Below are 13,252 nucleotides of genomic sequence, written 5' to 3'. Positions count from 1 at the left end.
TTACATGGACAATTCTAGTGGAGTCGGTGTCATTGATAAAGCGGCCCAGGTTCTCGACGCCCTCGAGGCCGGGCCTACGACACTCGCGCAACTTGTAGCGGCTACGGGCCTTGCCCGGCCCACGGTTCACCGGCTCGCGCTGGCGCTGGTACATCACCGTCTGGTGAGCCGCGACATCCAAGGACGCTTCGTCCTGGGCAGCCGCCTGGTGGAGTTGGCCTCGGCCGCCGGTGAAGACAGGCTGATCGCCTCCGCTGGACCGGTCCTCATCCAGTTGCGCGACGCCACCGGTGAAAGCGCCCAGATTTTCCGCAGGCAAGGTGACTGGCGTGTCTGCGTGGCATCAGCCGAACGCCCCATTGGCTTGCGCGACACCATTCCTGTTGGCACGCAGCTGTCCATGAAGGCCGGCTCCGCCGCCCAGGTGCTGCTGGCATGGGAGGACCACGACAGGCTCCTGGAAGGGCTGCAAAATGCCCGCTTTACGCCCACCGTACTGGCGGGAGTACGACGCCGGGGCTGGGGTCAGAGCCTCGGCGAACGCGAGCCTGGAGTCGCCTCGGTTTCCGCTCCCGTCCGCGGACCATCCGGCCGGGTCATTGCGGCCGTCTCGATTTCGGGTCCCATTGAGCGGCTGACCCGCCAGCCGGGCCGCCTGCACGCCGAAGTAGTTTGCAACGCCGCCCGGGTGCTGACCGAGGCGCTGCGGAAGAACAACGACTAGGTCCGCCATGGAGAACTACGCCGTCTTCCTCCGCGGCATCAACGTCGGTGGCATCAACATCAAGATGGCCGAGCTCAAAGCCGCCCTCCAGAATTATCCGTTCGCCAAGGTCAAGACCCTTCTGGCCAGCGGAAACGTGGTGCTGCAAAGTGAACTCAGCGCCCTGGAAGTCAAGAAGCAGTTCGAGCAATGCCTGCGAACGAGCTTCGACTACGACGCCTGGGTGGTGGTGCTCACAGCAGCGCGCGTTGGCGAACTGGTGGATGCCTGCCCCTATCCGGCTGACGATAAATCCACGCACAGCTACATAACGCTGGCTTCCGATACCGCCATGCTCGATGAACTCTTTGAGGCCGGCGAAGCCCTGGGCAGCGTGGAACAGGTGCGCCTGGGCCCGGAGGCGTCGGCGTGGCTGGCCCCTGCCGGCGGCACGCTTGAGAGCCCTTTCAGCAAGCTTTCCTCCAAGGCACGATACAAAGCCGGCACTACCACCAGGAACCTGCGCACCCTCATCAAAGTCAGGGATGCAGCAGCAGCCCTTTAGCCAGCGACTCCGGCTCAACGATTCCAAGTCAGCGACTCCAACTCAGCGATTCCAGCTCAACGCACCGAGGCAGAACGTGCCACCTTCAGCGCAGCATTGAAGGCCTTGAGCCGCGTGATCTCTACGTCCACCGGTTCCACGATCCGTTGCCCGGCAACGGCAGCCACTGCGGCCTTCAACCTCTTCGCTGCCCGGGCTGCCCGCGCCTTTGCCGCCCATCCGCCCACAATCCTGCCTGCTATGGCGAGGACGATTCCCAGCAGCACTCCCCCGGCCACCATCAAGGTGGGCCACGGCCAACCCTCAGTCCGCGGCACCTCCGGCACGGGCATCTGGAAGTAGCCCAGCGCCGCCAGCACACCGAGCCAGCCAAGCCCACCAACGGCCAGCACCAAGGCGAGCCACTGGAGCGTGTTGAACAGCACCCACCACAGTGGCCGCTGTGTTGCCTTGAGGTCGGTGCCGGCAATTGCCTGATCCAAGGCATCGGGCAGTTGTTCCCTGCCGTCGCGTGCGGCTGCGCGGATTGCTGCGCGCCACGGCCCCGGAGCACCAGCGGACGCCGCATCCGCGAAATCCCTGACGGCAGCATCGGTGCGTGCCCGCTCCGGCGCGCCGGCCGGAGGCAGTGAGGTCCTGCTGAGTTCGGGACGTGTGTCCTTCCGCCCCAGGTTCAGCCTCCGCAAGGGGTCCGGGCGGAACCGCAGCAACCAACGCGTCACCGGCCACCCCGTCCTTCGGGCTGATTCCCTGGCGAAGGACCTTTGGACCGCGTCCACCACCACCGGTACGTTTGCCGCCGTCGCCAGTTCGGATGCCAGCCGCGCCTTGGCGCCCGCTGTGATGCCGTGGGCTTCACCGTCGCCGGACGCGATTGCCAATTCCGTACCTGCTTTGAGGACGTCCGCTGCCAGCCTCCGCGTTGTTGCTTCCCGTTGGGCCACAACGTTCCTGATGGCCGCACGGACGTCCGGTACGCCGGTGCCTGTTACGGCAGATGCACCGACCACACGCACCTTGCCCAGACCGTCACGTTCCAGGATGCCTTTCAGGGACTCCATGACTGCAGAAGCGTCGGCCGCGCTGAGCTTGTCCACCTGGTTCAGGACCACCAGGGTGACGGCCCCGTGGGAAGCCATGGGCTGAAGGAAGTCGTTGTGCACGGCGGCATCGGCGTACTTTTGCGGGTCCAGGACCCACACCAGGACATCCACCATGCCCACCATCCGCTGCGCGATCTCCCGGTTTTCCTCCCTGGTGGAGTCGAAGTCCGGAAGATCCATGAGAACCAGGCCCGTGTCAGCGTCGGCCAACCCCTCAACGGGGGGCAGCACATGGCGTTCCTTGACATCGAGCCAATCAAGCAACGGACCGCTGCCGTCCACACCCCAGATCCCCGCCAACGGAGCTGATGTGGTGGGTCGCCGCGCCGTCGCTGTTGCGAGGTCGCTTCCTGACACGGCATTGAACAGAGAGGACTTCCCGCTCCCGGTAGCCCCAAAAAATCCCACCACCGTGTGTCCGGCCGATAAGGAGCGCCTGGAGGTGGCTCGCTCCAAGACCTCGTAGACCGATTGAAGGTTCTCGTCCGGAAGCACGCCTTCTGCGAGTTCGCGGGCCGTATTAAGGGCCTCCAGCCTGCGCTGCAACTGGGAGGCCTCGCGGACTTGGCCGTGGCGGCTCATGCGGCTCCTGCCAAGCGGCGCAGGGTCTTGGCATGTCCGGCCAACTGGTTCCCGGAACGCGGATGCACCGCTTCAAGGCGGTCCAGGAAACGCTGCCGTTCATCATCCAATAGCCGCTGGCACTGCGTGTGCAGGTCATCCCGGGCTTGCTGTGCAAGGCGACGCACGGCATCCTCACCGAACACCGCCTCCAGCAGCTTCTGACCCACTACGGCCGTACCGCCGGCGATGCCGATCTCCAGCCCGCTCAAGCCCGCAGTCATGGAGAACACCACTACCATCAGCGCAGCGCCCAGGCCATTCACGCCAAAGGACAACCAGCGCGCCTGGGTTCGCTTTCCCTGCCCTTGGGTTCGGATCATCCCCATCAGCCCTTCCTGCCAGGAGCGGATGGCGGCTGCGGATTTTGCATCGAAACCTTCGCTTGTTCCGGAGAGGTCATCGGCACCAAGCAGGTGCCGGCCGGCCGATCCGGATCGCCAACGGCTGTCCACGTTCTCTGCTGCGTTGGTCGCTTCATCCAGGATCACAGCCTGCAGTCCGGTCTCGATGGCGGTCTCCACTTTCACCGCAGGGGCAGGCTCCCCCCGAAAGAACGCCCCCATACGGTCCCTCATCCGCCCGATATTCTGCTCCAGGGCCCGGAAAAACTCTCCAGTGCCCACAAAGTCCTGCCACCGGGCCAGTACTTCGCCACGCAAGAGTGCGCCATCCTTGGTGGCCTCAAGAATGCGGGAAAGGGCGTCTTCATATTCCAGGATGCACATCTTCCGGAGTTCATCCGCAGCAGCATCCTGTGCTGACGCTGCCCCGGCGATGCCCTCCAACCGGACGCCGACGGCTTTGACGGCTCCATTAAGGGTGCGCCGGGCGACGTCCGCCCGGCCCGCCGCATTCGCTGCCAGCGCTGCGAGCCACTCACGCAGCGCTGCCACCGATTCATCCGGGAGCATGCCCAGATCGTCCAAGGCGCTTTCCGGCACGACAAAGAGCTCTGCCTCGGCAAGCCCCTGCCGGTCCAGCATGGCTTTGAGGTCTGCCCGTACTTCTTCTTCCGCCGCCGCCGGCACCCGGTCCAGGACCACGGCCACGGTGATATCGCGCGACGCCGCGTCCAGGAGCAGCCGCCAGGGAACGGCATCGGCATAGCGGTTGGCGGTGGTGACAAACACCCAGAGATCCGCCGCGGCGAGCAACTGCCCGGCAAGCCTGCGGTTGTCATCGGAAATTGAGTCGACATCAGGTGCGTCCAGGAGCGCGATGCCCTGAGGCACAGCGTCATGGCCCACCAGTACCAGGGAGGTGATCGCTTGGGCGTCCGGAGCCGCGCCTGCCTCGGTGGCGGGCACTGGACGCGAGGAAACAGTCCCCCGGATGCGCTCAAGGCTGGGAAGGATCCGGTGGCCTTCGAACCAGCCGGCGTCCTGGGGATGATGCAGGAGGATGGGTTGGCGCGTGGTTGGCCTGATGGCCCCGGCCCGCGTCACGGGATATCCCACCAGCGCGTTGACCAGCGTGGATTTCCCCGCACCCGTGGAACCCCCGACGACGGCCAGCAGCGGAGCGTCGAGGCTGCGGTAGCGGGGAATGATGTAGTCATCGAGTTGCGCCAGCGACTCACGGATCCATTGACGGGCCTCGGGAGCATCCTGGATCGCGAGTGGAAGGGTGGTGAGCGCCAATTCGGCACGCGCAGCTTCCAAGGCCTCGACGGCGGCTGCCGCGCCTTGGGCTACGGGGGTTTTCCGGAGAGCTGCCGGGTCTTCGTTTGCGGTCACAGCATCATCATGCCAGCCGGATCCACCTTCGGGGCGCGCGGCTGGCGCCATGTGCATAACGGAGGCAAAAAGAAATCCCCCGGAACCGTGGTTCCGGGGGATTCTGTGGTGACCCCAGCGGGATTCGAACCCGCGTTACCGCCGTGAGAGGGCGGCGTACTAGGCCGCTATACGATGGGGCCTTGCACTTTATTCACCGTTTCCGGTGATCAAGCTGAATGAGTATTTCATATATTCAGCTTCTCTCCAAATCGCTTCAGCGACTCGAAGGTTCCGATTTTCCAGCGAATTCACGCGGATAATCAGAGCTGGGATACCAGGACTCGAACCTAGAATGACGGTACCAGAAACCGTAGTGTTGCCAATTACACCATATCCCAAAGTGACTTTTGGACCGGAGTTCCGCGCTTCGGTTTCCCTCTGCTTTTCCCTCCGTGCCCCTCAGCACGAGTAATGACTCTACCGGAGTCTTGCCACCTGCACAAATCGAGAAGCCGTTACCTGCATCACACGATTCTTTACTGCCCGGCAGCGGGCTTAGACCGCAGTCGGAGCCTTCATCAGCAACCGCGACAATGAGTCCACTTGCCGGCCCGCGAACTCTTCCACTACCTCTCCTGACCTGTTAAGCCACACGCCAACCAAACCTGCCGCCGTCGCGCCGTCGGCGTCCAGCAGCCTGTTGTCGCCGACATACAGGGTCTCCCCTGGAGCAGTGCCGAGCAGACGCACACCCTCAAGGTAAATGGCGGGATCCGGCTTGGGCACGCCCACCGTATCCGTTCCCACCAAGACCTTGATCCTGGAAAGGCCGGCGCCATCGAGTTTGGCCCGCTGGTAGTCGTGCACGTTATTGCTCACGGCACCATAAGGGACACCCGCGGCATCAAGGGCATCCAGCACCCCTGCCACATCTTCAAAGGCCCTCACATACGCCGTCTGGCGCTGGTGGTACTCAGCCACCCACGCCTGTGCATCCTCGCCGTCGTCGAGCTCCACGCCAAAGTGACCCAGGGCAGCCCTGCCGCGAAGCAGGCGCTGCTCGTTGAAGGTCAGCTCCCCTGCCAGGTATCGGTCATAGAAGTGCGTGGTCTCGTGGGTGAAGATGCGGCCGAACTTCACCCACCCGGCCTGGTCCAGGCCGGGCAGGAGATGTTCGCTGACGTCACGCAATGCTGTGGTCATGGCGTACTCGAGGTCCACCAGGGTGTCATCGATGTCGAAGAGGACACCGCGGATAGTGCCGAAGGAGCTTGCGATCGCCATGACGTGTGCCGCCCTTAGCCGCGGAAGGCGCGAACACGGGCCAAGGAAGAATCCTTGCCCAGGATCACCATTGACTCGAACAAGGGCGGGGAGATGCGGCGGCCGGAAATGGCAGTGCGCACGGGACCGAAGGCTGCGCGGGGCTTGATTCCAAGGTCTTCCACGAGTGCCTGCTTCAGGGCAGTCTGGATGTTCTCGGCAGTCCAGTCCCCGATGGGCTCAAGCGCGGCCAGGGCAGCGTCAAGGACCTCGTCCAGATTGGCAGGGAGCCCCTTCCGGGCGTCATCCGCCACGTCAATGGCGTCGTCGGCCTTGAAGAGGAACGCCAGCATCTCGGGAGCCTCGCCAAGAAGGGTGATGCGCTCCTGGACCAGCGGGGCTGCTTCGGCAAGAATCTCTTCCTGGCGCGGGGTAAGGATCTCCCCCACGAACCCTGCAGCGCGGAGGTACGGGACCAGGCGTTCCTTGAAGTCTTCCGGAGCCAGCAAACGGACATGCGTACCGTTGATGGCCTCGGCCTTCTTGATGTCAAAGCGTGCGGGGTTGCCCAGGACATCATGGATGTCGAAGTTGGCCACCAGTTGCTCCACGGTGAAAATGTCCTCGTCCGCGCTCAAAGACCAACCCAGTAGTGAGAGGTAGTTCAACAGGCCTTCTGGAATGAAGCCGCGCTCCCGGTGCAGGAACAGGCTGGACTCGGGATCACGCTTGGAGAGCTTCTTGTTGCCCTGGCCCATCACGTAGGGCAGGTGACCGAACTCGGGCATGTACTCGGCCACACCGATCGCGTAGAGCGCACGGTACAGGGCGATCTGTCGCGGAGTGGAGCTCAGGAGGTCCTCGCCGCGCAGGACGTGGGTGATGCCCATGAGTGCGTCGTCCACCGGGTTGACCAGGGTGTACAGCGGGGCGCCATTGGCGCGGACTACTGCGAAGTCGGGCACGGATCCGGCCTTGAAGGTGATCTCGCCACGGACAAGGTCGTTGAACGTCAGGTCCTCATCCGGCATGCGGAGGCGAAGGACAGCCTCCCGGCCTTCAGCCTTGAACTGCGCCAACTGTTCCTCGGTCAGGTGCCGGTCAAAACCGTCATAGCCCAGTTTGGGGTCGCGGCCGGCGGCCTTGTGGCGGGCCTCGATTTCCTCCGGTGTGGAATACGACTCGTAGACGTGTCCACCGGCTTTGAGCTTGGCAATGACGTCCTGGTAGATTCCGCCACGCTGGGACTGGCGGTACGGCTCGTGCGGGCCGCCAACCTCTACGCCCTCATCCCAGTTGATGCCGAGCCACTTGAGGGCGTCCAGCAGTTGGTGGTAGCTCTCCTCGCTGTCACGGGCGGCGTCCGTGTCCTCGATGCGGAAGATCAATTTGCCGCCGGTGTGGCGTGCGTAGGCCCAGTTGAACAGGGCGGTACGGATCAGGCCAACGTGCGGAGTCCCCGTAGGCGAGGGGCAAAATCGGACGCGGACCGGAGTGTCGGCGTTGACGGCAGGAATAGCGCTGGAGGCAGCGTTCGACGCAGAAGCAGTAGTCATAGTAGGTCCAACTTTACCGCTTGGCGCCGGCTCGGTTTTCGACCCAACCGCTCGACGGCGGCACCTACCTTTCGTGCGAAAGGCGGGTGCCGCCGTCGGGCCTTGGGTTTTGAGGTTCCGCTGGCTTTGAGCCTAGCGGCGAACCACCGGATTGGAGAGCCGGCCGATGCCTTCGATCTCCACTTCGAAGCGATCGCCCTCGCTCACCAGCCCGACGCCGGCCGGCGTACCGGTCATGATGACGTCGCCGGGGAGCAGGGTAAAGGCGTGGGAAACGATCGAGACGAGTTCGCGCACGCCACGGATCATCTGGTTGGTGCTGCCGTCCTGGCGAAGTTCACCATTAAGCCGTCCCTGGATGGACAAATCCTCGTGGTCGAGCTCGGTTTCAATCCACGGGCCCAGCGGTGCCGAGGTATCGAAACCCTTGGCGCGCGCCCACTGGAGATCCGTCTTTTGGACATCGCGGGCAGTGAGGTCGTTGCCGCACGTGTACCCAAAGATGACGTCGTCCGCGCGATCCTCAGGGACGTCCTTGCAGATGCGGCCAATGACCACGCACAGCTCCGCTTCGAAGGAAACTTCTTCCGAGAACTCCGGGAGGATGATGGGATCGTTCGGGCCGATCACCGAGGTATTGGGCTTCAGGAACAACAAGGGCTGCTGGGGAACTTCATTGCCCAGTTCAGCAGCGTGCTCGGCAAAGTTCCGGCCGACCCCAATGACCTTGCTGCGGGGAATGATCGGAGCCAGGAGCCGGACGTCCTCGAGCTTGTGCTTCACGTGGGTACGTTCAACGCCGTTGAAGAAGGGGTCGCCGTTGATGACAGTGATTTCCTCACTGCCGGGCTCGCCTTCAACAACGCCGTAAAGGGGATCAGAATCAACTACAAACCGGGCGATACGCATGGGCTCAAGCCTACAGTCCGGGTTTAGCTTCTGAGGTAATCCAACTGGGCGGCAACGGAAGTCTCTGCCGCCCACCGCACTGATGGGTCGACGTCGGGGTACACGGCATCGGTGACTGCCCCGATCGAAGCCCCACCGCCCAACTGCTTCAGCGCTGCCCTGATTTGGTCGAGGCGCTGACCACGGTGATCCCTGTACTCCCGGCACTTATCGTCCAGGGCCGGGAGCACGGGGCCGTGCGCGGGAAGGAGGGTAGCCGGCCCGAGTGCCTCAAGCTTGTCCAGGCTTGCAAGGTAATCACCCAACCTGCCATCGGGATAATCCAAAATTGTGGTGCCGCGTCCCAGGATGGTGTCGCCGGTCAGGACAGAGCCGTGGGGGCCGTCGGCGGGAAGATGGAAACACACCGAGTCCGATGTGTGGCCAGGGGTGGCAACAACGCGGACTTCCACGCCCCCTGCATTGAGGACTTCCCCATCCCTGAGGGGCTCGCCGCCGTGGCAGTGCTCAGGCAGAACGGCGCGGACCGGCGCTCCCGTCAGCTCGTGGAAGCGTGCTGACGCTTCAGTATGGTCGGCGTGCCGATGAGTAATCAGGACAACGTCCACAGTGCCCGCCGCTGCCAGCGCTGCCAAGTGCTGCTCATCTTCGGGCCCGGGGTCCACCACTGCCACGCGACTGGAGCCTGGAGCTCCGATGACGTATGAATTGGTGCCGTCCAGGCTCATCGGTCCCGGGTTAGGGGCCAGCCGGAAACGGGTCAGCCCGCTGCTGCGCTGGAGGGGAGAGGTCTCGCCGCTTGGTGCGTTGCCGGTGTTCGCCATTGATTCAGAAGTCACGCTCCCATCTTGGCACCGAACCGATGCTCATTCACATCCCCCGCCCTACCGGCCTGTCCTCTCTCACATCCCCCATCCGACCGCCGATAGGTGAGGGCGTCGCGCCCACACCAAGGGGACCTGCAAGAGCGTCGCACCCACACCAAGGGGACCTGCAAGAGCGTCGCACCCACACCAAGGGGACCTGCAAGAGCGTCGCACCCACACCAAGGGGACCTGCAAGAGCGTCGCGCCCACACCAAGGCGACCTGCAAGAGCGTCGCGCCCAACCCAAGGGGACCTGCAAGAGCGTCGCGTAAGCAGAACGGCGGCCCTTCCGCTTGATGGCCAAGGGAAGGGCCGCCGTCGTGCCGTGGCGTTTCGAAATGCTCCGGAAGCTAGACCAGGCGGGTCAGCCAGCCGTGGGTGTCCTCGACCTTGCCGGTCTGGATGCCCAGGAGCTGCTCGCGGATCGCCATGGTGGTCTCGCCAGCCGTCGCGTCCTCAGAACCGATGAATTCGGTGGCGTCCTTGAGGACACCGATCGGAGTGATCACGGCAGCGGTGCCGCAAGCGAAGACCTCGGTGATCTCGCCGGACGCAACGCCATCGCGCCACTCATCCAAGGTGATCTTGCGCTCGGTGACCTCGCGGCCCATGTCCTTGGCCACCTGGATGACAGACATGCGGGTGACGCCTTCCAGGATGGTGCCGCTGAGGGCCGGCGTGACCAGCGAGCCGTCCTTCATCACGAAGAAGACGTTCATGCCGCCGAGTTCTTCCACGGCGTCGTCGTTGAAGTGGTCCAGGAACAGTACCTGCTTGCACCCGTTCGCTTCGGCTTCCTGCTGCGCGATCAAGGAAGCAGCATAGTTGCCACCGCACTTGGCAGCACCGGTCCCGCCGCGGCCGGCACGGGCGTATTCGCGGGAGATCCAGATGGAAACAGGCTTGAGTTCGCCGCCGAAGTAGTTTCCTGCGGGAGAAGCGATGACGCGGAAGGACACTTCACGGGCAGCACGCACACCAAGGAACGCCTCCGTGGCGATCATGAACGGACGCAGGTAGAGGGCTTCACCGTCACCGGAAGGAACCCATTCCTTGTCGGCCTGGACCAGCTCGCGGATGGCACCCAGGAAGTACTCCTCGGGCAGCTCAGGCAGTGCGAGGCGGCGCGCGGACTTGTTCAAGCGTGCTGCGTTGGCCTCGGGACGGAAGGTCCAGACGGAACCATCTGCGTGGCGGTAGGCCTTGAGGCCCTCGAAGATTTCCTGGCCGTAATGCAGCACCGCCGCAGACGGGTCCAGGGAGATCGGCCCGTAGGGCTCGATCCTGGCATTCTGCCAACCGCCATTGCCATCGGCGTCAACCTTGTAGTCGACGACGGCGGTGTGGTCGGTGAAGTAGTCGCCGAAGCCTGGGTTCGCCAGGATGGCTGCACGCTCCTCAACAGACTTCGGGGTTTCCGAAAGCTGCTGGCTGAATTCGACGCCATGGGCAGTCTGAGTCATGTTTCCTCCACAGTCAGCTACCTGGCAGGGCGAACCGGGCCTAAAAAGGGTGCGGTTCAGCGATGGACCAGGGAAGCAGGTAAATAATTCAACACAAGCTTACGCCTGAGTATTGGGCCTAAAGTGCGGCCGCGATGGCATCGCCGATGGCAGCTGTGCTGCGTGGCTCGCCGGTGCGGCTTTCGACGTCGGCGACCACTGCCGCCTCGATCTTGCGGGCCGCCGTGGTGTAGCCAAGGTGGTCCAGGAGGAGCACTGCGGAGAGGATGGCCGCGGTGGGATCGGCTTTCTGCTGTCCGGCGATATCCGGAGCGGAGCCGTGGACGGGCTCGAACATTGACGGCGCTGTGCGGTCCATGTTGATGTTGCCCGATGCCGCCAGGCCGATGCCGCCGGTCACGGCTGCGGCGAGGTCGGTGAGGATGTCACCAAAGAGGTTGTCGGTAACGATCACGTCGAAGCGCGCGGGGTCGGTCACCATGAAAATGGTGGCGGCGTCGATGTGCAGGTAGTCGTGCGTGACCTCGGGGAATTCCTGGGCCACTGCTTCAACAGTGCGCTTCCACAGGTGTCCGGCAAAAACCAGCACATTGTGCTTGTGGACGAGCGTGACGTGCTTACGCTGGCGCTCGTTGGCACGACGGAACGCATCGCGGACAACGCGCTCCACACCGTGGGCCGTGTTGAGGGAGACCTCGGTAGCGACCTCGTGGGGGGTGCCACCGCGCAACGTCCCGCCATTGCCCACGTACGGACCTTCGGTGCCCTCGCGGACCACGATGAAATCAATCGTGCCGGGGTTTGCCAAGGGGCTGCCGACAGTGCCGTACAGGCGGGAGGGGCGCAGGTTCACGTAGTGGTCCAGGCTGAAGCGGAGCTTGAGCAGCATCTCGCGTTCGATGATGCCAGAGGGGATGCGGGTATCACCCGGGGCCGCTCCCACAGCGCCGAAGAGGATGGCATCGCGGGTGCGAAGGTCCGCCAGGACCTCGTCCGGGAGGGTCTCGCCTGTTTCAAGCCAGTGCTGGGCACCGAGCTTGTAGTTGGTCAGTTCAAGGGCAACGCCTTCGGCGGCTACGGCCTTTTCGAGGACCTTGACGGCTTCGGCGATGACCTCAGGGCCAATGCCGTCGCCAGGGATGACAGCGAGATTGATGGACGTTGCACTCATAGCTCTATCTAGCCAAGCAATCCACATGCTGGTCAAAATCGTCTCATTCTGCGAACACTTCCATGCCGTGGAGTCAGACCACAGCATGATGCCCGCCATGGGAACCACCGCATAGAGTCTAAGCGTGGATAGAAGGCATGCAGTTTATGAATGGTTCCGGCTCAACCGCTTCATGGTTGACCTGACGGCAACGTGCCTGCTGATCCTGCTCTTCGGTCCGGTCTACCTCCTTGCTGATCGTCCGTGGCTCTCACTGTTGTCCTGCAGCCTCCTGCTCCCCCTCGCCTGGCGACGCACGCGGCCGGAGTTGGCGGCCGGCGCCGTGATCCTGGTGTGCCTGATCCAGTGGGCTGTAGGCGCTGAACCAGTAGCAGGCCAAATCGCCGTCCCCTTGGTCATCTACGCCACCGCGGCCTACGGGCCTGCCTGGGCCAGCCGGAGTGTCCTGATTGCCGGCCTCGCTGGCGGCGTCATGCTCACCACCAGGTTGTTCTCGACCACTGCGGAGTCGGGAATCATGGGCCTGACCATCGGCACGCTGTACACCGTCCTGATCTGGATGCTGGTGCTGGTCAGCTGGACGCTGGGAGACCTCACCCGCGTACGCAGGCTCCAACTCCAGGCGTTGGAGGACAGGACGCGGCGCCTGGAAGTGGAGCAGTTGCAGGAACGGAAACTGGCCGCCGCGGATGAGCGTTCCCACATTGCCCGCGAAATGCACGACATCGTGGCGCATTCCTTGTCCGTGATCATCACCCAGGCCGATGGAGCCAGGTACGCTGCCGCCGCCAAGCCCGAGCTCGCAACTGAAGCGCTGGCCACGATTGCTGCCACGGGCAGGGACTCCCTGGGCGAAATGCGCAGGCTGCTGGGAGTACTCCGCTCCGACGACGACTCCCCCACCCGCCCGCAACCGCGCCTCTCGGACCTGGACGAACTGCTCCTCGGGTTCCGGGCCGCCACCCTTCAAGTTGCTTTTGAACAGAGCGGTGTTCCCCGCCGGGCGCTGCCTGCCGGAGCGGAGCTCACGGCGTACCGCATCATCCAGGAAGCCCTCACCAACGTCATGAAGCACGCCGGCCCGCAAGCGAAGGCGGGCGTCACTTTGACATGGCAGGCCCGGGGCCTGCAGTTGGACATCCTCGACGACGGCCGGGGCGCCGCTGCTGATCCGCCGGCACCTGGCGGTGGGAATGGCTTGCTGGGAATGAGCGAGAGAGTCTCCCTCTACGATGGTTCCTTGGCAGCAGGCCCGGAACAGGGCGGCGGTTTCCGCGTGTCTGCATTCATCCCGTATTCGGAGGCTTAAGC

Annotated in this window: 11 protein-coding genes and 2 tRNA genes; 3 read left to right on the top strand and 10 right to left on the bottom strand. The window is 63.9% G+C overall.

Features of this window, described 5'->3' with window-relative positions:
- The first annotated feature begins 4 nt into the window (after positions 1-4).
- Together AC6JA3_RS08800 and AC6JA3_RS08795 are read left to right on the top strand one after the other, a co-directional pair.
- A complete protein-coding gene (locus AC6JA3_RS08800) occupies positions 5-724 on the top strand; it encodes an IclR family transcriptional regulator (protein WP_014922101.1) in 720 nt (239 codons plus the stop codon).
- Positions 725-731: 7 nt separating this feature from the next.
- Positions 732-1,268 carry a DUF1697 domain-containing protein gene (locus tag AC6JA3_RS08795; RefSeq protein WP_026546058.1) on the top strand — a complete coding sequence of 179 codons (537 nt, stop codon included), beginning with the start codon at positions 732-734 and terminating at the stop codon, positions 1,266-1,268.
- A gap of 56 nt (positions 1,269-1,324) precedes the next feature.
- Here the strand turns inward: AC6JA3_RS08795 and AC6JA3_RS08790 are convergent, their stop codons facing one another.
- The 10 genes from AC6JA3_RS08790 to AC6JA3_RS08745 form a co-directional block, all read right to left on the bottom strand.
- Complete coding sequence (locus AC6JA3_RS08790; RefSeq protein ID WP_347783250.1) at positions 1,325-2,953, bottom strand: GTPase; 1,629 nt, start codon at positions 2,951-2,953, stop codon at positions 1,325-1,327.
- Positions 2,950-4,731 carry a dynamin family protein gene (locus tag AC6JA3_RS08785; protein ID WP_026546060.1) on the bottom strand — a complete coding sequence of 594 codons (1,782 nt, stop codon included), beginning with the start codon at positions 4,729-4,731 and terminating at the stop codon, positions 2,950-2,952. Before AC6JA3_RS08785 ends, AC6JA3_RS08790 begins: the two co-directional genes overlap by 4 nt.
- Positions 4,732-4,837: 106 nt before the next feature.
- Positions 4,838-4,913 (bottom strand) — tRNA-Glu (locus AC6JA3_RS08780).
- Between the two features lie 126 nt (positions 4,914-5,039).
- Positions 5,040-5,111, bottom strand: a tRNA-Gln gene (locus AC6JA3_RS08775).
- Positions 5,112-5,268: 157 nt separating this feature from the next.
- Complete coding sequence (locus AC6JA3_RS08770; protein WP_026546061.1) at positions 5,269-5,997, bottom strand: HAD family hydrolase; 729 nt, start codon at positions 5,995-5,997, stop codon at positions 5,269-5,271.
- A gap of 14 nt (positions 5,998-6,011) precedes the next feature.
- Entirely contained in the window at positions 6,012-7,532 is a 1,521-nt protein-coding gene (gene gltX / locus AC6JA3_RS08765) for a glutamate--tRNA ligase (protein ID WP_347783249.1), read from the bottom strand.
- A gap of 132 nt (positions 7,533-7,664) precedes the next feature.
- Positions 7,665-8,441, bottom strand: coding sequence for a fumarylacetoacetate hydrolase family protein (locus tag AC6JA3_RS08760; RefSeq protein WP_011775161.1), 777 nt, complete (start codon positions 8,439-8,441; stop codon positions 7,665-7,667).
- A 23-nt stretch (positions 8,442-8,464) separates the two neighbouring features.
- Positions 8,465-9,265 carry an MBL fold metallo-hydrolase gene (locus tag AC6JA3_RS08755; RefSeq protein WP_347783649.1) on the bottom strand — a complete coding sequence of 267 codons (801 nt, stop codon included), beginning with the start codon at positions 9,263-9,265 and terminating at the stop codon, positions 8,465-8,467.
- Positions 9,266-9,657: 392 nt separating this feature from the next.
- Positions 9,658-10,770 (bottom strand): branched-chain amino acid aminotransferase, encoded by a 1,113-nt coding sequence (locus AC6JA3_RS08750; RefSeq protein WP_347783248.1) that lies wholly within the window; start codon positions 10,768-10,770, stop codon positions 9,658-9,660.
- A gap of 118 nt (positions 10,771-10,888) precedes the next feature.
- Positions 10,889-11,941, bottom strand: a complete 1,053-nt coding sequence (locus tag AC6JA3_RS08745; RefSeq protein ID WP_223943278.1) for a 3-isopropylmalate dehydrogenase — start codon at positions 11,939-11,941, stop codon at positions 10,889-10,891.
- A gap of 124 nt (positions 11,942-12,065) precedes the next feature.
- Between AC6JA3_RS08745 and AC6JA3_RS08740 the strand changes: the two genes are divergently transcribed.
- On the top strand, positions 12,066-13,250 hold the full coding sequence (locus AC6JA3_RS08740) for a sensor histidine kinase (protein WP_026540224.1): 1,185 nt from the start codon (positions 12,066-12,068) through the stop codon (positions 13,248-13,250).
- Positions 13,251-13,252: the final 2 nt, after the last annotated feature.

The organism is Arthrobacter sp. TmtSoilC79 (assembly GCF_059739405.1).
This window is presented reverse-complemented; position numbering and strand designations above follow the sequence as displayed.

What these genes read in the sequence shown, in the direction of transcription:
- AC6JA3_RS08800 (WP_014922101.1), top strand. Translation starts at nt 5, where the DNA reads ATGGACAATTCTAGTGGAGTCGGTGTCATTGATAAAGCGGCCCAGGTT.
- AC6JA3_RS08795 (WP_026546058.1), top strand. Translation starts at nt 732, where the DNA reads ATGGAGAACTACGCCGTCTTCCTCCGCGGCATCAACGTCGGTGGCATC.
- AC6JA3_RS08790 (WP_347783250.1), bottom strand. Translation starts at nt 2,953, where the DNA reads ATGAGCCGCCACGGCCAAGTCCGCGAGGCCTCCCAGTTGCAGCGCAGG.
- AC6JA3_RS08770 (WP_026546061.1), bottom strand. Translation starts at nt 5,997, where the DNA reads ATGGCGATCGCAAGCTCCTTCGGCACTATCCGCGGTGTCCTCTTCGAC.
- gltX (WP_347783249.1), bottom strand. Translation starts at nt 7,532, where the DNA reads ATGACTACTGCTTCTGCGTCGAACGCTGCCTCCAGCGCTATTCCTGCC.
- AC6JA3_RS08760 (WP_011775161.1), bottom strand. Translation starts at nt 8,441, where the DNA reads ATGCGTATCGCCCGGTTTGTAGTTGATTCTGATCCCCTTTACGGCGTT.
- AC6JA3_RS08755 (WP_347783649.1), bottom strand. Translation starts at nt 9,265, where the DNA reads ATGGCGAACACCGGCAACGCACCAAGCGGCGAGACCTCTCCCCTCCAG.
- AC6JA3_RS08750 (WP_347783248.1), bottom strand. Translation starts at nt 10,770, where the DNA reads ATGACTCAGACTGCCCATGGCGTCGAATTCAGCCAGCAGCTTTCGGAA.
- AC6JA3_RS08745 (WP_223943278.1), bottom strand. Translation starts at nt 11,941, where the DNA reads ATGAGTGCAACGTCCATCAATCTCGCTGTCATCCCTGGCGACGGCATT.